Annotated in this window: 26 protein-coding genes and 1 pseudogene; 9 read left to right on the plus strand and 18 right to left on the minus strand. The window is 64.2% G+C overall.

All coding sequences use genetic code 11. The features are described from left to right. Positions 1–45 precede the first annotated feature (45 nt). Complete coding sequence (locus XaFJ1_RS14990; RefSeq protein WP_045757430.1) at positions 46–600, minus strand: lysophospholipid acyltransferase family protein; 555 nt, start codon at positions 598–600, stop codon at positions 46–48. 51 nt (positions 601–651) lie between these two features. Further along, positions 652–1,083, minus strand: a complete 432-nt coding sequence (gene arfB / locus XaFJ1_RS14995; RefSeq protein WP_045757065.1) for an alternative ribosome rescue aminoacyl-tRNA hydrolase ArfB — start codon at positions 1,081–1,083, stop codon at positions 652–654. 141 nt (positions 1,084–1,224) lie between these two features. On the opposite strand from arfB, the gene XaFJ1_RS15000 reads away from it, so the two are divergent. Further along, positions 1,225–1,755 (plus strand): DUF2059 domain-containing protein, encoded by a 531-nt coding sequence (locus XaFJ1_RS15000; RefSeq protein WP_012917534.1) that lies wholly within the window; start codon positions 1,225–1,227, stop codon positions 1,753–1,755. A 220-nt stretch (positions 1,756–1,975) separates the two neighbouring features. Here the strand turns inward: XaFJ1_RS15000 and XaFJ1_RS15005 are convergent. After that, a pseudogene (locus XaFJ1_RS15005) lies at positions 1,976–2,704 on the minus strand (pseudouridine synthase); the annotation flags it as partial. Between XaFJ1_RS15005 and XaFJ1_RS15010 the strand changes: the two are divergent. Next, positions 2,674–2,817 carry a hypothetical protein gene (locus XaFJ1_RS15010; protein ID WP_155393701.1) on the plus strand — a complete coding sequence of 48 codons (144 nt, stop codon included), beginning with the start codon at positions 2,674–2,676 and terminating at the stop codon, positions 2,815–2,817. The pseudogene XaFJ1_RS15005 and the gene XaFJ1_RS15010 sit on opposite strands and share 31 nt — an antisense overlap. 22 nt (positions 2,818–2,839) lie before the next feature. Here XaFJ1_RS15010 and ubiB read toward each other — a convergent pair whose 3' ends face one another. The 5 genes from ubiB to oleC all read right to left on the minus strand — a co-directional run bounded on the left by ubiB (position 2,840) and on the right by oleC (position 8,099). Then, a complete protein-coding gene (gene ubiB, locus XaFJ1_RS15015) occupies positions 2,840–4,498 on the minus strand; it encodes a ubiquinone biosynthesis regulatory protein kinase UbiB (protein ID WP_012917536.1) in 1,659 nt (552 codons plus the stop codon). After that, complete coding sequence (locus tag XaFJ1_RS15020; RefSeq protein WP_012917537.1) at positions 4,495–5,136, minus strand: ubiquinone biosynthesis accessory factor UbiJ; 642 nt, start codon at positions 5,134–5,136, stop codon at positions 4,495–4,497. Before XaFJ1_RS15020 ends, ubiB begins: the two co-directional genes overlap by 4 nt. Before the next feature lie 65 nt (positions 5,137–5,201). Beyond that, the gene (gene oleD, locus XaFJ1_RS15025) at positions 5,202–6,212 is read right to left on the minus strand and encodes a 2-alkyl-3-oxoalkanoate reductase (protein WP_012917538.1); all 1,011 of its coding nucleotides are present in this window, start codon (positions 6,210–6,212) and stop codon (positions 5,202–5,204) included. Further along, positions 6,209–6,340, minus strand: a complete 132-nt coding sequence (locus XaFJ1_RS16415; protein WP_268988974.1) for a hypothetical protein — start codon at positions 6,338–6,340, stop codon at positions 6,209–6,211. The genes oleD and XaFJ1_RS16415 overlap by 4 nt, the downstream gene beginning before the upstream one ends. Positions 6,341–6,452: 112 nt before the next feature. Next, positions 6,453–8,099, minus strand: coding sequence for an olefin beta-lactone synthetase (gene oleC / locus XaFJ1_RS15030; RefSeq protein ID WP_012917539.1), 1,647 nt, complete (start codon positions 8,097–8,099; stop codon positions 6,453–6,455). Between the two features lie 109 nt (positions 8,100–8,208). Here oleC and XaFJ1_RS15035 point away from each other — a divergent pair, with 109 nt between their 5' ends. Further along, entirely contained in the window at positions 8,209–8,583 is a 375-nt protein-coding gene (locus XaFJ1_RS15035) for a YkgJ family cysteine cluster protein (RefSeq protein WP_012917540.1), read from the plus strand. Positions 8,584–8,696: 113 nt separating this feature from the next. On the opposite strand, the gene XaFJ1_RS15040 is transcribed toward XaFJ1_RS15035, so the two are convergent. The 4 genes from XaFJ1_RS15040 to XaFJ1_RS15055 form a co-directional block, all read right to left on the minus strand. Beyond that, positions 8,697–9,176, minus strand: coding sequence for a hypothetical protein (locus XaFJ1_RS15040; protein WP_187388456.1), 480 nt, complete (start codon positions 9,174–9,176; stop codon positions 8,697–8,699). A gap of 280 nt (positions 9,177–9,456) precedes the next feature. Further along, positions 9,457–10,362: an alpha/beta fold hydrolase gene (locus XaFJ1_RS15045; RefSeq protein WP_012917542.1), complete on the minus strand. Its 906-nt coding sequence runs from the start codon at positions 10,360–10,362 to the stop codon at positions 9,457–9,459. Between the two features lie 583 nt (positions 10,363–10,945). Then, positions 10,946–11,962: a 3-oxoacyl-ACP synthase III gene (locus XaFJ1_RS15050; protein ID WP_012917543.1), complete on the minus strand. Its 1,017-nt coding sequence runs from the start codon at positions 11,960–11,962 to the stop codon at positions 10,946–10,948. A 101-nt stretch (positions 11,963–12,063) separates the two neighbouring features. After that, a complete protein-coding gene (locus XaFJ1_RS15055; RefSeq protein ID WP_012917544.1) occupies positions 12,064–12,381 on the minus strand; it encodes a DUF4156 domain-containing protein in 318 nt (105 codons plus the stop codon). Between the two features lie 478 nt (positions 12,382–12,859). Here XaFJ1_RS15055 and XaFJ1_RS15060 point away from each other — a divergent pair, with 478 nt between their 5' ends. The 3 genes from XaFJ1_RS15060 to XaFJ1_RS15070 all read left to right on the plus strand — a co-directional run bounded on the left by XaFJ1_RS15060 (position 12,860) and on the right by XaFJ1_RS15070 (position 14,543). Continuing rightward, complete coding sequence (locus XaFJ1_RS15060; protein WP_045757067.1) at positions 12,860–13,240, plus strand: hypothetical protein; 381 nt, start codon at positions 12,860–12,862, stop codon at positions 13,238–13,240. Positions 13,241–13,277: 37 nt separating this feature from the next. Further along, positions 13,278–13,757: a tRNA (uridine(34)/cytosine(34)/5-carboxymethylaminomethyluridine(34)-2'-O)-methyltransferase TrmL gene (trmL, locus tag XaFJ1_RS15065; protein WP_012917546.1), complete on the plus strand. Its 480-nt coding sequence runs from the start codon at positions 13,278–13,280 to the stop codon at positions 13,755–13,757. Between the two features lie 204 nt (positions 13,758–13,961). Next, positions 13,962–14,543, plus strand: a complete 582-nt coding sequence (locus XaFJ1_RS15070) for an OmpO family porin (protein ID WP_012917547.1) — start codon at positions 13,962–13,964, stop codon at positions 14,541–14,543. A 176-nt stretch (positions 14,544–14,719) separates the two neighbouring features. On the opposite strand, the gene XaFJ1_RS15075 is transcribed toward XaFJ1_RS15070, so the two are convergent. From XaFJ1_RS15075 to XaFJ1_RS15095, 5 genes are all read right to left on the minus strand, one after another. Next, positions 14,720–15,742 (minus strand): NAD(P)H-dependent glycerol-3-phosphate dehydrogenase, encoded by a 1,023-nt coding sequence (locus tag XaFJ1_RS15075; protein WP_012917548.1) that lies wholly within the window; start codon positions 15,740–15,742, stop codon positions 14,720–14,722. A gap of 18 nt (positions 15,743–15,760) precedes the next feature. After that, positions 15,761–16,279 (minus strand): protein-export chaperone SecB, encoded by a 519-nt coding sequence (secB, locus tag XaFJ1_RS15080; RefSeq protein WP_012917549.1) that lies wholly within the window; start codon positions 16,277–16,279, stop codon positions 15,761–15,763. 88 nt (positions 16,280–16,367) lie between these two features. Next, positions 16,368–16,802 (minus strand): rhodanese-like domain-containing protein, encoded by a 435-nt coding sequence (locus tag XaFJ1_RS15085; RefSeq protein WP_012917550.1) that lies wholly within the window; start codon positions 16,800–16,802, stop codon positions 16,368–16,370. A gap of 53 nt (positions 16,803–16,855) precedes the next feature. After that, entirely contained in the window at positions 16,856–17,275 is a 420-nt protein-coding gene (locus XaFJ1_RS15090; protein WP_012917551.1) for a hypothetical protein, read from the minus strand. Positions 17,276–17,320: 45 nt separating this feature from the next. Further along, entirely contained in the window at positions 17,321–17,791 is a 471-nt protein-coding gene (locus XaFJ1_RS15095) for a YiiD C-terminal domain-containing protein (RefSeq protein WP_045757432.1), read from the minus strand. A gap of 42 nt (positions 17,792–17,833) precedes the next feature. Here XaFJ1_RS15095 and XaFJ1_RS15100 point away from each other — a divergent pair, with 42 nt between their 5' ends. From XaFJ1_RS15100 to XaFJ1_RS15110, 3 genes are all read left to right on the plus strand, one after another. Further along, positions 17,834–18,610 carry a uroporphyrinogen-III synthase gene (locus XaFJ1_RS15100; RefSeq protein ID WP_425509566.1) on the plus strand — a complete coding sequence of 259 codons (777 nt, stop codon included), beginning with the start codon at positions 17,834–17,836 and terminating at the stop codon, positions 18,608–18,610. A 114-nt stretch (positions 18,611–18,724) separates the two neighbouring features. Further along, complete coding sequence (locus tag XaFJ1_RS15105) at positions 18,725–19,705, plus strand: uroporphyrinogen-III C-methyltransferase (protein ID WP_045757433.1); 981 nt, start codon at positions 18,725–18,727, stop codon at positions 19,703–19,705. Beyond that, entirely contained in the window at positions 19,702–20,967 is a 1,266-nt protein-coding gene (locus XaFJ1_RS15110) for a heme biosynthesis protein HemY (protein ID WP_012917555.1), read from the plus strand. Before XaFJ1_RS15105 ends, XaFJ1_RS15110 begins: the two co-directional genes overlap by 4 nt. A 136-nt stretch (positions 20,968–21,103) precedes the next feature. Here XaFJ1_RS15110 and XaFJ1_RS15115 read toward each other — a convergent pair whose 3' ends face one another. Further along, positions 21,104–22,384 carry an acetyl-CoA C-acetyltransferase gene (locus tag XaFJ1_RS15115; RefSeq protein WP_045757069.1) on the minus strand — a complete coding sequence of 427 codons (1,281 nt, stop codon included), beginning with the start codon at positions 22,382–22,384 and terminating at the stop codon, positions 21,104–21,106. Positions 22,385–22,451 lie beyond the last annotated feature (67 nt).

Raw genomic sequence — 22,451 nt, forward strand, 5'->3', positions numbered from 1 at the left:
TTGATGCAGACAACCGCCGCTGCTCCGATAGCGAGAATGGTCAGCTTACAGCGTATCGCGATGTTTGCCGCGCCATGGGCGGTACCAGGTGCGGATGGCGGCGATGTCCGCCTGCATGTCCTCGCTGGTGCGGACCGGTTCGCCCAGGCCGACCGTGCGGCTGGGGTAATCGAAATACACCGGAAAAATCGGCACCTGCGCATCGTGGGCGATCTTCCAGAAGCCGGTCTTCCACTTCTCCACCCGCTTGCGCGTGCCCTCCGGAGTAATCACGTACCACATGCGCTCGGCGTCGCGAATCAGCGCTACTGCCTGTTCGATCACCCCGCGCGGGGATTTGCGATCCAGCGGGATGCCACCGAGCTTGCGCAGCAACGCGCCCAGCGGCCACCAGAACAATTGGGTCTTGCCGAGCACGCGCACCTCGAAGCCGACCGCGAACTTGACCGCGAAGCCCAGAAACCCATCCCAATTGGACGAGTGCGGCGCCACGATCATGACCAGTTTGGGCAGGTCCGGAAACTCGCCCACCACCCGCCAACCGGTGAGCCGCAAAGCGGTCCGGCCGAGCCAGCGCATGCAGCGGCTGGGCTTGACCATCGGCATGTTCGGGGTTGCGGGGGGCAGGCGGAAATCGCGTTCGCTCAAAGGTCACTCCCAACGGCCGGGCGAGCGGCCACGTTTGATTTGGCCGCGCTCGCGCTTGGCGTCCAGGCGCCGCAGCTTGGCACCATGGGAGGGCTTGGTGGCGATGCGCCGCTTCGGCACCAACAACCCGGCGGCAATGAACGCGGCCAGACGCTGGCGCGCATCGTCGCGATTGCGGTCCTGGGTACGGAAGCGCTGCGCGTCGATCACCAGCACGCCCTCGGCGGTGATCCTGCGGTCGCGCCGCGCCAGCAGCCGTGTGCGTAGCGGTTCTGGCAGCGATGGCGAGCCGGCCAGATCGAAGCGCAATTCCACCGCGGTAGCGACCTTGTTCACGTTCTGCCCGCCGGCGCCACTGGCGCGCACGAAACGCTCGAGGATTTCGTCCTCCGGAATCGCCAGGTTGTTCGAGATGTGGAGCGCGCCGTTACCCATGCGCGGATTGTAGGGCATCGGCCAGACGCTGGATTTCCCCGCGCCGGCTGCCAGGTCGCCGACCGGCGGCAGGGCAATCGCGGCGGCGGCGGCGCGATTGCCGTATTCTGGCCGCTACATCATCGCCACGCAGGATGCTCCATGAATTCGCTCCCGCGCTTCTCCCATCGTTGGCCGCAACGCCTGCTGCTGAGCATGCTGCTGGCCCTGGCCAGCGTGCCAGCCCTGGCCGAGGCACCCAGTGATGCCGACATCAACCGCCTGCTGTCGGCTTCGCGCGCGCAAAACATGCTCGACACCATGCTGCCGCAGATCGAGGCGATGCAACGCCAGCAGTTCGCGCAACTCAACGCGCAGCGCCACTTCAGTCCTGCGCAACAGCAGAAATTGCAACAGATCCAGGAGCGTACCCAGGCCACCGTGCATCAGGCCATGTCCTGGCAAGAGATGCGCCCGCTCTACGTGAATCTGTACAAGCAGTCGTTCTCCAAGCAGGACGTGCTGGCGATGGCCGAGTTCTACGAGAGCCCAGCTGGCCAGAGCATGCTCGACAAAACTCCGCAACTGATGCAGAACCTGATGGTCGCGATGCAGCAGAAGATGGCCCCGCTGCTCGCCAACCTGCAAAAAGAACTGGAACAGACCGTCAACGCGCCGCCAGCCAAGCCTTGATCGGTGCGGGAAGTCCTCTCGCGTCTGGCGGACACGCACACGGTGGCCGCGATGTCAGTGCAGCGGCGTTGACGCGACCGGATGCTTACGGCCACGCATGCGCAGTGTTGCCTGTGTTCGCATCGACGCATACAGCTGCTGCTGACGGGGACGCATGATCGCCACTGGGCGCGGGGAGCACCACGCCCTCGCTATCGCTCGGCCGCCACGGCACCGCCGACCAACCGAACAATCCGAATGCACGCACGAACTGGGCATCCAGCGGCGCGCGCACTTCGACGCGATGGCCGTGCGGATGCGCAAACGCCAGGCGTTCGGCGTGCAGCAGCATGCGGTGTATTCCCTGCATGCGGAAAATGCGGTTGTGACGACCGTCGCCGTGACTGGTATCGCCGATCAGATGGTGCGAGAGGTGCTTGAGATGACGGCGAATCTGGCGGAAACGCCCGGTCACCGGGCAACAGCGCAGTAGCGCGTAGCGGGAGGTCGGAAACTCGCCCGAAGGCACCGTCAGTTCGCCGCAGGCCAGGCGTTGGAAGCGGGTTTGCGCAGGTTTCTTCAACGGTTTGCCGGGACCGCCGTCGAGCGGATGATCGACCTCGAACCGTATCTCGGCCGGCCAACCCCGGCAGATTGCCAGATAGTCCTTGTCCACCTCCCCGCCCATCAACGCTTTGCCCAGCAGGCTCGCGGTGTCGCGGTCGAAGGCCAGCAACAAACAGCCACTGGTGGCACGGTCGAGCCGGTGGATCAGGAAGATCGGGCGCCCCAACTGCACGCGCAGGCGGTCGGCAAGGAAATCGTCTTCGCCACGGGCAAGCTTGCTGTCGTGGGCCATCAGCCCAGCCGGCTTATCGACCACGGCGATCAACGGATCCTGGTAGAGAATCTGCAGGAAATCGGCGGAAGCGTTCACGGTTGCATTATCCGCATCGCATCGATGCGCCACAACGCCAGCAATGCCGCATCTTCGCCGCGACACATGCCGCGATGGCAACCGACTATCGCAGCAGCCTGGCGGTGAACAGCCAAGCCACACGCGGCACCCAGCGCATGCAGTGACGAAGAGGCAGCGCCGCGAGCGCTAGCGCCGCCACCACGCTGCCAGTAACGCGCACGCTCCGGCAGCACTGCTGATCCACGCCCACAGCGACGTCCCACCCAATTGCGGCCCACCGGCATTGAGCGCGTATAGCAAAGTGCCCACCGTGAGCAGGCCAACGCCGGCGATCGCCGCCACCACACGGCGCTGGATGCGCCGAAGGAACAGGTTGAGTTCGGCCAGATCGTGCGAGCGCATCGACAGCTCGTGGCGGCCTTCGACCTGTTGACGCAACCAGCCATGGATCAGCCGCGGCATGTCCGGCGCATGGGTCATCAGTTCCGGCAGGCGCTTGCGCAACTCTTGCAGCACGCGCTGCGGGCTGTAACGCTGGATCAGGATGCGTTCGAGCACCGGCCGCGCGACCGCCCAGATGTCCAGTTCCGGATCCAACTGGCGGCCCACGCCCTCGATATTGAGCAAGGTTTTCTGTAGCAGGATCAGTTGCGGCTGCAACGTGAGCTGATAGCGCTGGGCCACGCGGAACAGTTTGATCAGCACCTCGGCCAGCGAAATCTGCGACAGTGGCCGGGTGAAATACGGCTCGCACACCGAACGCGCTGCCGCCTCCAGTTCGTCGATGCGCACGTTGGCCGGCATCCAGCCCGCTTCCACGTGCAACTCGGCCATGCGCCGGTAGTCCTTATTGAAGATGGCCATGAAATTCTCGGCCAGGTAGTACTGATCTTCCTGCGAGAGCTGGCCCATGATGCCGAAGTCCAGCGCGATGAAACGCGGGTTGGCCGCGCGCGCCGGGTCGCCGTCGACCCAGATGTTGCCGGCGTGGGCGTCGGCATGGAAGAAATTGTCGCGGAACACCTGGGTGTAGAACACGCGCACGCCCTTTGCCGCCAGCACCCGACGGTCGATGCCGGCGGCATCCAGCGAGGCGATGTCGTCGGAGGGAATGCCGCGCACCCGCTCCAGGGTCAGCGCGCGCTCGGCGGTGTGGGTCCAGATCACCTCGGGCACGTACAGATCATCCGAGTGCAGCCAGAACCGGCGCAGCACGCTGGCGTTGGCGCCTTCGCGTTGCAGGTCCAGCTCCGCGGCCAGGGTGGTCTCGATCTCGGCCACCACTTCGCGCGGACGGATCTTGTCGGCGCGTGGGTGGGTGCGCTCAAGCAACGCCGCGGCGGATTTCAATAGCGCGATGTCGGCGTTGATTTGCATTTCGATGTCTGGGCGCAGCACCTTGACCACCACCTCGCGGCCATCGTGCAGCGTCGCCGCGTGTACCTGCGCGATCGAGGCCGAGGCCAGCGGCTCGGTGTCGAAACTGGCGAAGGCCACCGCGATCGGCCGGCCCAGCGCCTGCTCGACGATGCGCCGCGCCGCCTCGCCATCGAATGGGCGGACCCGATCCTGCAACAAGGTCAGTTCCGCGGCCACGTCCGGCGGCATCAGGTCGCGGCGGGTGGACAGGATCTGCCCGAACTTGACGAAGAGCGGCCCCAGATCCTGCAACGCCAGGCGCAAGCGCGCACCGCGCGACTGCGCGGCGATGTCGGGACTGGCACGCGGCACGAACGGCTTGGCCAGGTCCAGCCAGCGTTCGATCGGGGTGCCGTCGAGCAGATCATCCAGGCGGTAGCGCAAGATCACCCGGCCGATGCGGCTGGCGCGAAACAGCGCCTTCATGCGCCGCGCTCTGGTTGCAGCCGCATCAGCCGCGCGGCCAGACGCTCCAGGTCGTCGCGCAGGATATCGACGTCATCGTAAAACGCCTCCAGTTCGGCGCGCGCGACCACGTCGCGGGATTCCTCGGTGATGTACTCGGCCGCGCTGTGCGCCAGATCCTGCGCACCGTGCCAGGCATGCTGCAACGCCGAACGCACCGCGTTGGCCAATTGCACCCCAAGCACCTCGCCGAACACCTGGGCAAACGGCTGCTGCCAATCCGGATCGAAACGCGCGGCCAGTTGCTGCAGGCGGCGCGCCAGTTCGGCGTCGCCGGACACACGCACCCGCCCGACCGGGCTGCCGCCGCGCCGCGTCTGCGCCAGGAACGGCAGTTGTGCGAACAATCCACCGAGCGTGCTACGCACCGCCAGGTCCGGCTCCTGCGCCGGGTCAACCGGACCGACACGCAGCCGGGTGCCGTCCACGCGGATCTGCAGGGCCAGCGCTGGCGCCTCGATGGTCAACGCCACCCGCTGACCATCGAGGTCGCGCAGGGCCTGGCAGGTCTCGGGGTCCAGCGCCAACACGCGATTGAGCGCCGCTTCCAGCGCACGGCCGGCCAGGGGCTTGAGAGCATCGAGAGGGGAGGGTGACATGTCAGGCATTCTACAAGGCTGCAGTGATGAGACATGCGCCTGCGGCGCGGGGCTATCTTGCTTCGCTAACGGGTCACGTGGGTACCGTGATGCCATGAGGATGCCAGGTGTTGCAAGCCTTGCGCGATCGACACCCGCGGCACGTAGCCGAAATCGCGCCGCGCCGGTTCCATGCTGTACCAATGCGGGGTGCACAACTGCTCGGCGAGGAAGCGGGTCATCGGCGGCTCGCCGCGCAGGCGCAACAGCGGCCACAGCGTCTCGCAGACGCAGCCGATGCGGTAGGCGGTCTTGAACGACAGCGTCTTGGTCACGGCCGGCGCACCGACCGCGGCGAGCAGCCTGTTCAACACCTCGCGCATCGGCAGTGGCTCGCCATTGGAAATGAAATAGGCCTTGCCGGCGCAGGCCGCGCCCACCGCCAGATGGTCCAACGCATCGAAATGCGCCTGTGCGGCGTTGTCGATGTAGGTGGAATCGACCAGATTGTCGCCGTTGCCGACCAGGCGCAAGCGACCGGCCTGTGCACGCGCCACCAGTTTGGGCAGGATGTGTTGATCGCCCGGCCCCCAGATCAGGCGCGGCCGCAGCGCCATCACCGCCAACTGCGCGTCGTTGGCGGCGAGCACCTTGCGTTCGGCGAGCATCTTGGTCGCCGCATACGGTGCCTGGAGATCCTCCCCGTATGGCACCTCGTCCGCGCCCAGGCCTTCGACCGGATGGACGGCGCGGTGGGTCACGCTCGGGGTGGAGGTGTAGATCAGCCGGCCCACCCCATGCGCACGGCATGCGGCCAGCACGTTCTCGGTGCCGACCACATTGGGCTGGTAGTAACTGTCGTAGCTGCCCCAGACGCCGGCCCTGGCGGCGTTGTGGAAGACCGCGTCGGCACCGGCCAACGCATGCCGCAGCGCCTGCGCGTCGGTCAGGTCGCCACGCACCTGGGCCACGCCCAGCGCCCGTAGTTCTGCATAGTGGCCACGGTTGTAACTGACCACCTGGTGCCCGCGCGCGACCAGGCCACGACACAAGGCCTGCCCCAGGAACCCGCCACCGCCCGTCACCACAATCTTCATCGTGTCGCATCCATCGAACCAAGGGGCACACGATAGCCGGGGCCACCAGCGAAGGCGATCCACGCCAGCACATCACGCAACCCCGTCATGCGCCCACGGTGATCCTGCGCACCGTCGGAAATCTTCACTGTGGTATCGAGTACTTCAACGCCGATGCGGCTGTACGCCGCGTTCGGCCCGCTACCGCTGCATGGCGCTACACCCCTCGTCCGGCAAGTCGCGCATGCTCAGCGCCGTGGCTCAGCGCACACGGCCCTTGGCCCACACGGCCAGCTTTTCGCGACCGATCTTGGCATTGTGGCGGATGTCCACCGGAAACCCCGGGTGATGCAGGAAATCGACGATACCGGCGGTATGCGGATGCGCCAACGCCAGCGCACGCAGTTCGCTCTGTGGTCGCGTCGGCATCGCCACACCCGGCCGCACCTCGTAGCACAACACCGGGCGCTGCGCGCCGGGCTTGCCAATCCCGACCAGGGCGCTGCGCCGCAGCCACGGCAAGGTATTGAAGATCGGCTCGACTTGCTCGGTGTGCAGCGGCCCCTGCGCGGTTTCCACACGCTGGGTTTTCCGCCCGCAGAACCATAACCGACCCTGCGCATCGAAATAACCGACATCGCCCATGCGGTGCACGATGCGCTCGCTGCCGTCGCCTAGGCGCTCGCGGATCTTGGCCAGACGCGTGGCCGCATCGCGGTTGAAATAGGTATCGGTGGCGGTGGGCCCGGCCACGGTGATCTCGCCGACACCGCCCACCGGCAGTTCGCGCACGCCGCTCCATTGGGGAATCGCCGCATCGTCGATGGCGATGATGCGCACCTCGTTGGGCGCCACCACCGTGCCGACGCAAGTCCCGGCGCCGCTTTCGGTGGCCGTGCGGGTGTCCTGTAGTTCGCGTCCTTCGATCACCGCCACCGGCAGGCACTCGGTGGCGCCGTAGGGGGTCCACAGTTGTGCGTCTTCTGGCAACAAACGGCGTATTTTGGCCACCACCTCCGGCGGCACCGGGGCGCCCGCCGAGGTCGCACGGCGCACGTTCGGCAGCGGTTTGCCGTAGTCGGCCAAGACCCGCATCAGTGCCGGCGATCCAAATAACTGGGTCACGCCAAAGCGCGTGATCGCAGCGTGCAGCCTGCGCGGATCGACGTTGGCTGGACGGGTCGGATCCATATCCGGAATCACCGAGGTCAGGCCCAGCGCCGGGTCGAACAATGCGAACGGGGGGAACGTGGGCAAGTCGACGCCGCCAGGCAGCATGCCGAAAGCGTTGCGCATCAGCTCGATCTGACCGACGAAATGGCGGTGCCGATAGACCACGCCCTTGGGTACGCCAGTGGAGCCGCTGGTGAACAGGATCGCGGCCACCGCGTCGGCGTCGGTGGCCGCCAGCTGGCCGACCGCGCCTCGACCGGCACGCTCGATCCGCGCCAGCGTGGTGCCACCCCAGGCCCAACGTCGGCCCACGGTGACGATGTGCGTGGCCGACCGCGCCCAGCCCAGCAGGCGCCGCGCCAACTGCGCGAGTGGGATGCCGATGAATGCCTGTGGCTGCGCCTCGTCCAGGCATTGCGTGAGCGCGCGCTTGTCGATGCCCGGATCGACCAGCACCGGCACCGCGCCAGCCTTGAACAAGGCAAACATCAACAGGAAGAACTCCGGCGATGGCCGCACCATCACCACCGTGCGGGCTCCGTGACCGATCCCGTAGTCGGCCAGACCCGCAGCGATTGCATCGCTGCGCGCGTCCAATTGCGCATAACTCAGGGTCACGTCATAGGCGGCCAGGCCATCGGCACCGCGCCGACCAGGGCAGCGGATCGCGATCTGGTCGGGACGCTCGCGCGCCAACGGCGACAGCGTCGCCGCGATGTTCCAGTTGGTGCTCATCCGTAGATTATCGCCGATCCCCCACTCGCGAACGGCACCACAGGCCGCATCGGTTCGGTCACAATGCCGCGCTCCTCAACGCGCTTGCCGCGCAAAACCCGGCGGTGTCATGGCTCATCCCTGCCTCACTTGCGGCGCTTGCTGCGCCTACTTTCGCGTCAGTTTCCACTGGAGCGAAGCCGATCCCGCACTCGGCGGCAGGGTGCCGTTCGACCTCACCGAACCGCTACGCACGCACGAGCGGGTGATGCGCGGGACCTCGCAAGCGCAACCGCGCTGCGTCGCGCTGGATGCCGACATCGGCCGCTACAGCCGTTGCACGATTCACACCCACCGCCCTTCCGTGTGTGCGGCGGTTCCCGCCTCGCTGGAGTTCGGCGAACGCAGTGCGCAATGCGACAAGGCGCGATTGGCGCACGGGCTCTCACTCTTGAACGAAGCAGACTGGGACGGCGTGGTCGAGCGCAATCTTCCGGATGCCTGAAACGGCGCGAGGCAGGTCGCAATCGCCTGCGCCGGACAGGCTTTATTGCGCCTTGCCGACCACATCGAGTCCGGCGCTGCCGCGGCGGGCCCACGCACAGGCGTGGACACGGTTCACTTGTGTGTCCACCCGGTTGGCACCGGATTGGTCACGGTGTTTTTTTCTTGGGTGTAGGTGCCGTTCTGCTGCGCAATGGCTTCGCCGGTATCGACAATGGCGTTTTGGATGAACACGTTTTGCTTCTCGCCACGCACGAACGTCAATTGATGGAAGGCGGTCTTGTTACCCCAATCTTCGGAAGGCAAGGAAATGAACCTGACGGTATAGGTCTGGTCATCGAAACTGCCTTGCAGTACGTACACCCCGTAATGGTTTTCGCCCTGGGAAATGAGCTTGTAGACGCCGTTGCTGTAGTAATAGAGTTCGGCATCGGGGAACGGTTTCTTGTCGTACATTTTCCGATAATGCAGCACCTGCTTGATGGTGGGCTGACCGAAACCAACCACCAGCGTCTTACCATCGCGGGAAGTCGTCAGGTCTTCCGCATGCACACCCGTACTACTCATCGACATCATTAACATCGACATTGCCATTGCTTTCACTGGATTTGTCTCCTGTCGGTTTCAATCAATCGCCCGATGCGGCGAACCGCATGCAGCACATGTCCACTGTATATTGGCGGCCTTATCATGGAGCGGCAATCGGTTGTATTTTCGACAGCCAAGCACAATTGCCGATACAGCCGATGGCGACGCATACGGCGTGACCGCCCTCCATTGTCCAGAATCCGCATGGACAGCAACGCCATGTCATCGCACCGCATTGCCAGCGACGCTTACGTCCAACCCGCCTCCATTTCACCCAAGCGCGCGCTCACGCCAACGGATGCGCGTCCAGAAACCTGCGAATCACCGGCACTAACACCTCATGTTTGTCTTCCAGCACATAATGGTTGGCATCCTCGAACGCCATGACCTCGGCCTGTGGCAACGCGCGGCGAAATCCTTCGAGGAAATGGTGATCGAAGCAGATGTCGCGCAAACCCCAGCCGATGAATGCGGGACGATCGGCGAACCCAGGCAGCGCCTGCGCCGCACGCTCGAGCAACGACCACGCCGGATCCGCTGGCGATAGCGGAATGTCCTGCATGAAGCGAATGGTGGAAATACGGTTGGCCCAAGTGTCGTACGGTGCCACGTAAGCGCGGCGCACGTCGGCGGGCATGCGTCGCGACACACCCAACCACGATGCGCCGGCGGAGAAGGCGTTGAAGGTACGGATGAACCACTCGCCCAAACGCCAGTGCCTGCCCATGGCAATCTGCCACGGCATCGGCTTGGCTGCCGGCAGTGGAAACGCCGCCGTGTTGGTGATCAGCAGACGCCTAACCTGTGCAAAGTGCGATAGCGCCCAGCCGAAGCCGATCATGCCACCCCAATCGTGCACGGCCAGCGTCACCGGGCCATCGATGCGCAGATGCCGCAACAGCGCATCGAGATCGTCCACACGCGATTGCAGCGTGTAGTCATAGCCTGGCTGCGCGCCGGGCGCATCGTCCGGTTTGTCCGACAGGCCCATGCCGATGTGGTCGGGCACGATGCAGCGGTATCGGTCAGACAGTCCAGTCACCAGCGTGCGCCACAGGTAACTCCACGACGGATTGCCATGCAGCATCAGCACCACCTCGCCCTCGCGCGGACCTTCGTCGAGGTAGGACATCTGCAAGCCCGGACGAACCTGGAAGCGCTGCGCAGTGAAGGGATAGCCGGGGTAGTTCATGCGGATGGGAACTTCTCGTGGACGGAGACGGTAGTGGGAGACAGACATCGCATTCCAACATCTGCATGCGCGATGCACGCGCCGGGACAAAAGTGCGTCAGCCACGCTCCGCGGTGTCGGCACCGCGTCCAAGCCATTCGAACAGCGGCCGGTTCACATAATAGTTGTTGCGCCCGACCCTGAGCTTCTGCACGACCACACTTTGTGCCAGCGGATCGAGCAGTCTGGATGATTGAATGGATCGTGGATCAAGTCCTGCCCATGAAACCAATCACGCTCTGACACAGGCGTTACTTGGATACCGCAACAATGATTCGTTGCCCATTCGTCTTGCTCACGCACCACTTGAAGCAACCGACAATATCGATGCCGCCGCTAAGACCGTTTCCATCTTAGGCGAAGGATGCTCTCTTGGATCTCGAGACGCGCTGGACAGAGCCGCTGTAACGCGGGGATGGGCATCGTGGCCGCCACATGCGAGGAAAAACGGATTTTATATGCTCACCAAAGCAAACCTGTCTAATTTTTCCAAGATCTATACATGTTCGCTTTGCCACGATGCTGCAAGCACGCCCCTCCCCGCCTACCACACCACCTCGGCCATTGAGCAGTTCAGGCCCGAGCCGATGCCCATCAACGCGATACGGTCACCCTTCTTCAGCCGGCCCAGTTCTTTCAGTTTGCTCAACACGATCGGCACGCTGGCCGGACCGATATTGCCGTGTTCGCCAAAGATGGTCATGACCTTCTTGGGATCGATGCCGAAATTCTTGATGAAGGCTTGCGTGTGCGGCAGGCTGACCTGATGGATGACGAACTGATCCAGTTCATCCACCGCCCAGCCCAGTGCCTGCTTGGCGGCGGCAAAGGTCTTATGCGCCAGCTTGATACCTTCGATCAACAGCATCCGGGTGTCGGTGACCATGCGGTCCAGGTTGCCACGGCACAACTTGTTCCACTCGGTGGCCGAGCGGGTCACACAGCCGCGGTAACGCGGTGCGTCCGGTACCAATTCGGCACGCGCCATCACCATCGCCGCGGCGCCACAGCCCAGCGTCAGCGCTGCCAGCTCGTCGCGGAATTCATTCGCGGTCACCTCCGGGGAGGTCATCCGTTCCAGGGTCTTCTCGTAGAGCAGGTTGGCGGTTTCGCCGTCGACGACCAGGGCGTAATCGATTTCGCGGCGCTCAATCATCCGCGCCGCGATGTCCATGCCGTTGATGAAGGCCAGGCAGGCATTGGCGACGTCGAAGGTCATGCACTGCTCGCCGACACCCAGGTTGCCCGACACGATGCTGGCCGTGGAAGGCTCCAGGTAGTCTCGACTGACCGAGGTATTGACCAGCAAACCGATCTGGTTGGCCTCGATACCCGCATCCTGCATCGCCTTGCGCGCGGCCAGGGTGGCTACGTCGGAAGCTTGCATGCCCTGATCCCACATGCGCCGCGCATGGATACCGGCGATATCGCCCAGTGCATCGGCACGGATACCAAGCCGCTGGTATGTCGGCTGCAGACGCTCGTTGATCTGCTTAGAAGTCAGCGTATGCGGCGCATCGATGTGCGCCAGCCCCGCAATGGAGACGTTGTTAAAGAGCATCGAGGTGTACGCCAGGCTAAGGCGAGGGGCGCCAATTCTAGCGGCTGCCCGGTTTTAGCGCATCTTTAACAGATCCAGGGAAAGCGTATGGCCTGAGCGATTCAGGATCCGCTGCATTGGTAGGCCGCAAACCGCTGCTCGCCATTGCTCGGCTCGCCCATGGCTTGCACGGTGTTGGCGCCCACACCCGGCGCCTCGTTGCGGGCCAGAGTCTCCAGCTCTTCCCGCACCCGCAGCGGATTGCGCTGGTAGAAGCCGACGCTGCTCTTTACCGACACAACCACCTCGCCCCGCTTCTCGCAACCAGTCACGGCCTGCCCAGGCAGCAGCACTCGCACACCCTTGCCTTCCGGCGCCATCGGCACCCAGGTGCAGGCCGCGAGACTGACAAGTACGAAGGACACGATCAATAAGCGCATGGGCAGGCCGCTGGTAGGTGGACTCGGATTGTGGCGCACATCGCTGAATCGGCGATGACGTTTACTGGCTCGATACCGCAGTCCGGTGCCGCAGGTGTCGGCCACCTCGATCGGCGCCGGCAAGCTCAGGGTCCGATGGCGCGGCGGAAGCCTGCCATCTCTTTGCGCGATCAACGCCGTCTTGGCGTGGGCGGACAGCCCCATCTGCTCGTACACCCGAATGCAGCACTGGAATGCGGCGGATGCATGCGGGAAGACCTGCACCGGCTCGCGGACACCATCACACGAATGAATTTCCTTATAAAACAATAGTTTGTCGTTTCAGCAAGATCTCCTTGATAGGGCAAACGCCACCGAGCGGCTAAAAATGAATTTTAGCTTAATTGAAATGCGCGATCGCCAAGAGGACTTGATCTTTCTGATTTGGTGTTTTACTTTACTACAACACCACTATTTAAATACACCAATGAGGCCGCCGATGAAAACCGTCTCCTTCCTGCTGACCACAGCCATTGCAGCGCTGTGTGCCATACCAGCACTCGCCGCTCCCCGCGTCGTCACCCTGGGCGTTGTCCAGGTGCATCCTTCCGCCGAGCAGCTCGCCCAGCGTCACACCACAATGCCGGGCCGCATCGTCACTCTCACCACAGTGCAAGTACGCCCGTCGGCCGACCTAATCGCGCTGCGCGATGCGGAGCAAGCCGCCAGCCCACACCTGCCGACCCTGGCGACGGTGCATGTATACCCAGATGCCAACCTGCAGCCGGTCTTCGCACTCGGCAATGAGATGGGCAGCGTGCTGAAGCAGTTGTGGCCGGATATGCGGCAGTGGGGTCAAGCACTGGCGCGCAGTGAGTGACACGCGCGACACCTATCCCGACGCGTAGACTGAGCCCATGACCGCCACACCGACGCTACACGTTCTGCTGTTCCAACCCGAGATCCCACCGAATACGGGCAACGTCATCCGCCTGTGCGCCAATACCGGCGCGCAGTTGCACCTGATCGAGCCGTTGGGCTTCGACCTTAGCGACAGGCAACTCAAGCGTGCCGGTCTGGACTATCACGAATACGCCCAGTTGCAGGTCCATGCTTCGCTTGACGCAGCGCTGCAAACGCTCGCCCCGCAGCGCCTGTTCGCCCTGAGTACCCGCGGATGTGCTCGCTACGACGCTGCCGCGTTCGCCGATGGCGATGCGTTTCTGTTTGGCCCGGAAACCCGAGGCCTGCCCCCCGAAGTGCTGGAGGCGATCCCGCCAGCACAGCGGCTGCGCCTGCCGATGCGCCCAGACAACCGCAGCCTCAACCTGTCCAACGCCGTGGCGGTGGTGGTGTTCGAGGCATGGCGACAGCTGGGATTCGCTGGCGCTGAATGAATAACTTCACAAAAGTGAAAATCTAGTTAATGTACCAAGTCAAGCAATTACACCCCAAAATTTTCTGAACATAGCGAGAAATTCATGCACAAGTCAGTTTTAAATTCAGGGTAAGTTCGGATCCGTAACGGATAATTTACATATCGGCAGCGAACGGCATTGCGCCTCAGCGCCGACACACCCATAACGAAGGTACCCGATTATATGAAGACCTCTCTGCTTGCTCTGGGCCTCCTGGCCACCCTGCCGTTCGCCGCTTCGGCCGCCGAAGGCATTTCCTACAACTACGTTGAAGGCGGTTATGTCCAGACCGACAGCAGCGGCGTCAACAAAACCGACGCCGACGGCTGGGCGCTGAAGGGTTCCTACGCGTTCCACCCGAACTTCAGCGTGTTCGGCGATTTCAACCGCCAGAAGACCGATATCGGCAATGTCAGCATCAACCAGTGGCGCGTCGGCGCTGGATATAACTACGAAATCGCCAACAGCACCGACCTGGTGACCCGCGTTGCTTACAACCGTTTCGACCCGCAGCACAGCACCAAGTTCAATGGCTGGAGCGCCGAAGCCGGCCTCCGCACCGCCTTCAACCCGTACCTGGAAGTGTATGCGCTGGGCGGCTACCAGGATTACCTCAAGAAGGACGGCATCGATCCGAAGGGCTATTTCTACGGCGTTATCGGCGGCGAAGCCAAGCTCAACCAGAACTGGGGCCTCAGCGGCGACATGAAGATGGACCGCCATGGCAACAAGGAATGGTTCGTCGGCCCGCGCTTCACTTGGTAAGCGCTAGCGCTTAGCGCCACGCGCGACGTTTTCTCTCCCGCCGCGCGCGGCTCTGAAAGCCCGGTCTCACGACCGGGCTTTTTTTGTCCGCGACCAATCGATCGCCGGCGACGGTACCGTTTACGGAAACGCCCGGCGTGCCAGCAGACACGCGCTCGGTTCGAGCCTAGCTCGAATCAGCTGAACAGGGTCGTCGGGTACTCGGGCTTCTGCTCACGCGCCAGCAACTGCTGCAAGCCGGCCGCCGGGGTCAGTTCGCCGTGCAACACGGCACGCACGGCATTGGAGATCGGCAACTCGATCCCATGACGCTCGGCCTGGCGCATCACCTCGTCGGCCGTCTGCACCGACTCGACAACCTGGCCGATCGCACGCACCGCCTCCTGCAACGGTTGACCGCGCCCCAAAGCCAGGCCCAGGCGGCGGTTACGCGACAGGTCGCCGGTACAGGTCAGCACCAGGTCGCCGAGTCCGGCCAGGCCCATCAGTGTCTCCGGTTTGGCGCCGATCGCCGCAGCCAGCCGCAGCATCTCGTTGAGGCCGCGGGTGATCATCCCGGCGCGCGCGTTCAAGCCCAACTCCATGCCATCGGCCACACCGGTGGCGACCGCCAGCACGTTCTTCATCGCCCCGCCAAGCTCGGCACCGATCATGTCGTCGCCGGTATAGGCGCGGAAGGTCGGTCCATGCATCGCACCAGCGACCTGCTGCGCAAACGCGGCATCGCCATGCACGGTCACTGCGGTCGGCAGGTCCAGTGCCACTTCCTTCGCAAAGGAAGGACCGGTGACCACCGCCAGCGGCACGTGCCGACCCAGGATCTCCTGCGCCACCTCATGCAGGAAACGCCCGGAACCGGGCTCGAAGCCCTTGGTCGCCCAGGCCACGCCTGCCTGCGCCGGCCGCAGTGGGGCGAGCTGACGCAAGGTCTGGGTGAACGCATGCGATGGCACCACCACCAGGATCCAGTCGGCGCCGTGGACAGCCGCCGCCAGATCGGTGGTGGCGTGCAGTGTCGCCGGCAACGCAATGGATGGCAGGTAACGCGGATTCTCGTGGCGCTGCACGATGGCCTCGGCGACGCTGAGGTCTCGCCCCCACAACACGGTCGGAAAACCATGCCGTGCGGTGAGCGCGGCCAAGGCCGTGCCCCAGGAGCCAGCACCGAGAACGGCGATCTTCTTGGTGTTATCGCGCATGCGCAATGGCGGACGCGCTCAGGCGTTACCGACCGGCTCCGAATCGGCCAGCGTCTGGCCCTCGCCCTGCTGCGCACGCTGGCGCAGGGTCTCGGCGTACAGCGCTTCGAAATTGATCGGCTGCAGGAAGAACGGCGGAAAACCGCCGGCCTGGATCAGGTCGCTGACCAGCGAACGCACGTAAGGGAACAAGATACTCGGACACTGCGTACCGAGCAGCACGTCCACGGCCTGCGGCTCCAGGCCGACCAAGCCGAACACACCGGCCTGTTGCACTTCGGCCACGTAAGCGGTCTTGCCGCCGGCGGTGCAGGTCAGCGTCACACCCAGCACCACTTCGAACGCCTGCTCGTTCAGGCGTTGCACGCGTTGATTAAGGTTGAGCTGCAATTCCGGCTGAGCACTGTCGTTGAACACCGCCGGCGCATTGCCGGACTCGAACGAAACGTCTTTGACGTAGATCTTCTCGATGGTGAAAGCGGGGCCAACCGCAGCTTCGGTCGGCGCAGCCGCACCGTTGTTGGTAACGTCGGACATTTCTTGACTCCGGTAGATTCAGTAACAGAACAAAATAGGATTATCACATGCCGGCCATGCCACTCGACGGCCGGTCCGATGGCCTGCCTCAGCGGCCCTTGACCAGTGGCAACTCGGCCTGCTGCCAAGCCGCGATGCCGCCATCGAGCACGTAAACCTGCTCGAAGCCAGCCTTCTTCAATTGTTTGGCGGCGCCGTCGGCGGTGGTACCAGTGCGGCAGACCAGTACCACCGGCTGCGACTTGGCGTTGGTCACGAGCTTGTGTTCCGGACCGAACTGACTAGGTAAAGCGCTGCGGCTCCCGGCGATATGGCCTTTTTCGAAATCGGCCGAGGCCGACAGGTCCACCAGCACCGCATTGCCAGCATTGATCAGCCGGGTCAGTTCGGCCGGGCGCAGGCTCTTGTAGCCGCGAAACAGGCGCGCCACTTCGGTGACGACCAAAGCGATGGTCAGGCCCACCAGGGCCATGGCCAGCATCGGATTGCGACCGGCAAAGGCCAACAGTTCTTCGGAGTTCACAGGTATCGGGGACTGGAAACGGGCGCAGATTGTCGCACAGCTGGATGGCAGCGCTACTGGCCATTCCAAAGGTCAGGCAAGCCATCCTGCAGCCACCAAGTCTTGGCCTCGGCATCCCAACGCCAACGTTCGCGATAGCGGACGCTACGCTCGACCTGGGTGTTGCGGTTGATCACGCCCAGTTCGATCTCGCGCTGCACCTGGCCATCACCCGCTGTGGTGGCTCCGACCCGATAGGAGGAAATCTGGATCTGACGGTAGCGCTCCAGTTGCAAGTCGGTCAGCGGGTGCGCTTGCCGGTAGCTCGGGTCCACCGCTTGCCAAGCCGATTCGAACTCGCTCCAGCGGATCGCAGCGGCGTAGGCAGTCTGCAAATCGTCCAGTTTGCGCTGTTGCGCACGGCTACCGGCCACGACCGTGCCGACGCAACTCAGCAGCACCACCAGCACAAGCGCGCGGACCATCGAGTGCATTGCAGATTCCCCTGGGCGGCGCGCGGCACGTGTGATGCGTGCATTCTAACCTTTGGCAATGGCAACGAAGCGCCCGCTCAGCGTCGCTGCCGCCGCCGCGCCCGGCGCACCGACCTGCGCCTGGATGCCGATCCGGGCACGACCACGCCGGCGGAAGGTTTGCACGAACACGTCCCAGTCGGCGTCCACCTCCGCCGCGGCCTGGGCATGCAGATCGGCGTACAGCGGTGCCAGATAGCGCACCTGAGTCTCGGCGACGTAAACATCGCCGTGCAATCCCGCTAAGTGCAATTGGCAATTGACCAAAGCCCAGCCAGCCAGAGTCATCACCGAACCCAGACTACCGCCGAACGCATTGCCTTTGTCATTGATGTTCGCCGCCAGCGGCGCGGTCACATGCAGGCGTCGTTCGGTGCAGCCCTGTAGCGCGACTTGCAACGCCGCCGCCGGCGGCATCGCCTCGAACTGCCGTTGCAACTGCTGCAAGAACGCATCGAAAGAGAGATCCGTTGCCATGGTGCGATTGTGCCGCCGGTGAAGGCTCGCATAATGCATGGCATGAGCGCACATGCAAGCACCGCAGCAGTAGCCTGGACTCTGATTTCACTGCGCCCGCTCGGCGAGCATGGACCACTGCGACGGGCAGCCGCACGCCATGGCGCGCGGCTGCTGGCCGTGTCGCCCTGGCGTCTGCAAGGCCGCACCGATAGCGCCACCCGCACCGCACTGGCGCAGGCGTTGGCCGCACCGCGGGTGATCTTCAGTAGCCCCGCCGCGGTACGCGCGGCGGCGGCGCTGCAGCCGTTGGTGTCCAGGGCCGACCAGTGCTGGCTGGCGGTCGGTACCGGCACCGCACGCGCACTAAACCGCCACGGCATCGCCGAGGTGACTGTCCCGACACGGATGGATAGCGACGGACTGTTGGCCCTGCCGCAACTGGCGGCTGTCGCAGCGCCGGTAGGATGGGTCACCGCACCCGGTGGCCGCGGCATGATCGCCGCGCAACTGCAGGCGCGCGGCACTCCACTGCTGCGCGCCGACGTGTATGAACGCGTACCGCTGCCACTCAGGCCGCAACGGATCGCGCAACTGCGCACCGTCGCGCCCGGCGTACTGGCATTGAGCAGTGGCGAGGCACTGCAATTGATCGTGGCGCAACTGCCCGACGACCTGCTTGCGGCCTGGCGCGCACAACCGCTGGTCGCGGCCAGCCCGCGTTTGGCAGCACTGGCCACCGAGCTGGGCTTTACCGACATCGCTCACGCGGCCGGGCCGATGCCGCAGCAATTGGCAGCGGCCGCTGCGGCCGCGATGACACGTTTACGACCTGGCTGAACGCGGGCTAGCGGCTGGCTTGCGGCCACGGTGCCGCACACGCCATGCTCCAACAGTAAGGTGCCGACTTTCGCCTTGCTCGCGACGGGGCGAAAGCCATGAAGGATGCTGCCAATGACCGACGAAACTCTAACCACACCACGCCGTTCCACGCACTGGATCTGGCTGCTGCTAGTGGCCACCACACTGGCGGCGCTCGGGTTTGCCGGTTGGCGTGGTTGGAGCTGGTGGCAGGCACACAGCGCACGCGAGCGGATGCAGCAGTCGGAAGTCCAGCAGCAATTGCAGGCCTTGCAACAGAACCTTGAGGTTCTACGCAGCGATCAGCACGCCACCGTGCAACGGCTGCAAGACGCAGCGAGCACCAATCGCGTGTTGCGCGACGAAATGCTCGGATTGAGCCAGCGCAGCGCGCTGCTCGAGGCCAACGTGGCCAAACTGGCCGATTCCAGTCGCCACGGTGCTCAGGCACTGCGCCTGGACGAAGTCGAACTGCTCCTCAATCAGGGGCAGCAACGCCTACTGCTTGCTGGCGACGTGCAAGGCGCGCGACGCGCCTACGCGCTGGCCAGTGGCGTACTGGATGGCATCGACGATCCACAATTCCTCAACCTGCGCCAAACCCTACTGCAGGAACGTACCGCGTTGGATGCGCTTGGCGAAGGACCACAGGCGCGTTTGTCGGCGCAACTGGACGCCTTCGCCGCCAGTATCGATGCACTGCCCACGCGGCTTCCGGAGAGCGCACAGCAACCGTTGTGGCAGCGCTTGCTGGCACCGCTGGTCAAGGTCCGTCCAGCACAAGGCGGAGTGCTGGCCGCTCGCTCGGAGCGAGTGGCCGCCCGCGACGCCCTGCAGTTGGACCTGACCCTGGCGCGTGCGGCGCTGGAGCGTGGCGACGCGCGCGGCTACCGCAGCGCTCTAGCGCGTGCGGGCAGGTGGCTGCAACGGCTCTGGCCGGAGTCGCCGCAGCTGCGTGCATGTCGCGACACCCTGCGCACGCTGGGCAATGCCGACCTGCGCCCGACGATTCCCGAGCTGGGAACCACCCTGCAACAACTACGCACCCTGCGCGACGCAAGGAGCCCCTCATGAAATCTTTCCGTTCCCTGATCGTGCTGCTGATCGTGATCGCACTTGGCGTGATCGGCGCGCAATGGCTGGCGCAGGAGCAACTGCGCGAATTCGGCGAAGTGATCGTGCGCGTCGGCGACACCGACTACATCGCTTCGCTGCCGCAAGCCGGGTTGCTGCTGGTGATCGCGTTCCTGCTGTTGTGGCTGATCGGAAACGTGTTGAGTTTTCCGTTCCGCGCTTGGGGCCGACATCGCCGCAAACAATCGCGGGCACGCCTGATCGAGGGCCTGGTTGCCGTGCACAACGGCCAGTGGACGCGTGCGGAAAGACAACTGGACGCCGCAGCGCAAGATCCAGACGTGAGCGTGATTGCCCTGATCGCCGCGGTACGTGTGGCCGACGCACGTGGCGATGCAGAAGCACTCGAGCGCCATCTGCACCGTCTGGCCGAACGCGATGCCTGTGCCCACGCGCTGCTACAGGCCGAACGGCATCTGGACCGAAAACGCCCGGTCGATGCGATCAATACGCTCGACGTGGCTGCGGCGCAGCCGCTACCGCCACGCGGACTGTTGCTGCGTACCGAAGCACTGATCCAGATCAGTCGCGCCGACGAGGCCTATGGCCAACTTGGCGCAATCCGCCGGCAACAGGCATTGCAATTGGACGCCATCGCCGCGCTGGAAACCCGCCTGGCCACCGCATCGCTGGAACAAGCCAGCGATGCCAACGCACTCGCCGAACGTTGGGAAAGCCTGCCCAAATCCCTGCGCAGCGAGCCAGATGTGGTTGGAACCTATGCATTGCGTGCCGCTGCCCTGGGCTGGGACGATGCGACACTACGCAGTCTGGAACAAGCACTGGACACGCGTTGGGACGAGAACCTGGCGGCGCTGTACGGACGGCTGCCGATGGAGCGATACGATACCCGCCGCGCCAGCGCACAGCGCTGGCTACAGGACCATCCTGAGAGCGCGGCGCTGTTGCTGACTCTGGCCCGCCTGGCCCGCCACCAGCAGCAGTGGCCTCAGGCGGAAGACTTCCTGCATCGAGCGCTGACGCTCGGCGCCGGTGCCGAGGCCTGGGAGGTGTTCGGCGATGGATATGCCGACGCCGGCGACACGCTCGCCGCGCAGCGCTGCTATGCCAATGCACTGCGCGTGCAGCGCGGCGAGCAGGCGTTGCCATTGCCCACGCAGGAGTTCTCGTCGTCGCCCAATCCGCAGGCAGAAGTGATGGCACAACGCACCGACCACGGTTTTACGCAAAGCCAAGACTGATCTGCGACGGCATGTGTCATGCCATCGCCGTCACCGTGCACAACACACTGCAATGCAGCGGGAGCGCCGCAGCGCGCAGGTGAATACCGCCTGACCATCGCGCCGCACGATCTCGCCAAGGTGGACACACGACGCTTCAGCGCTCGACGATCGCCACCACACCCATCCCGCCAGCGGTGCAGATCGAGATCAACGCACGGCCACCGCCGCGCTCGACCAGTTGCTTGGCGACGGTCGCGACAATGCGCGCACCTGTCGCCGCGAACGGGTGACCAGTGGCCAGCGAGGACCCCAGCGGGTTGATCTTGGCCGGATCGATCTGCCCCAGCGGCGCATCCAAACCCAGACGAGTGCGGCAGTAGTCCTCGCTCTCCCATGCACGCAGCGTGCACAGCACCTGCGCGGCGAAGGCTTCGTGGATTTCGTAGATGTCGAAATCCTGCAGGTTCAGGCCTTGACGCTTGAGCATCTCCGGCACGGCCACGGTCGGCGCCATCAACAGACCCTCCCCATGCACGAAATCCACCGCCGACACCTGCACGTCGCGCAGATAGGCCATTGGCGCATGATCATGCGCCCGCGCCCATTCCTCGGAGGCAAGCAACACCGCTGCGGCACCATCGGTCAGCGGGGTGGAATTGGCGGCGGTCAGGGTGCCGCGGCCACTGACCTTATCGAATGCCGGCTTCAGCGTCGCCAGTTTTTCCAGCGACGTATCCGCGCGCAGGATGTTGTCGCGCTCCACGCCGCGGAACGGCACGATCAAGTCGGCGAAGAAGCCGCGCGCGTAGGCTGCCGCCAGTTTCTTGTGCGAAGACACCGCCCAAGCATCTTGCGAATCACGCGCGATGCTCCACTGCTTTGCCATGTCCTCGCAATGCTCCCCCATGCTTTTACCGGTACGCGGCTCGACCACACCGGGGAATTCGGGCTTGAGTTCTGCGAACTTGAAACTACGGGTGAGCACGCGCAACTTGTCGCCAGCCGTCTTGGCGCGGTGAGCGGCCAGCAGACGCGCGCGCAACTTTTTGCCGTAGACGATCGGAACTTCGGATGTGGTGTCCGAACCGCCGCCGATCCCTGATTCGATCTGCCCCAACGCAATCTTGTTGGCCACAGCGATAATGCTGTCCAAGCTGGTCCCGCACGCGCGCTGCAGCGTGATGCCAGGAGTCAGCGGCGACAGCCCCGACGACAGCGCCGCCTCACGCCCAAGATTCCAATCGCTGGCATGCTTGATCACCGCCCCCATCGCCACTTCGCCCAACTGCTGGCCGTGGAGGCCGTAGCGCTCCACCAGCGCACCCAGCGTGCGTACCGACATGCCGAGGTTCCCGACATCCGCATACACCGTGTTCTGACGACAAAACGGAATGCGGACGCCGCCGAGAATAGCAACGGGGCGGGCTGCTGGCATGAGATCACCTCGCGCGAGGAAAGTCAGGAACATTGCCTCCACGTTAGCGCAGGCATAATGAAGCGAG

The sequence above is a fragment of the Xanthomonas albilineans genome, assembly GCF_009931595.1.
Classification (GTDB): Bacteria; Pseudomonadota; Gammaproteobacteria; order Xanthomonadales; family Xanthomonadaceae; genus Xanthomonas_A; species Xanthomonas_A albilineans.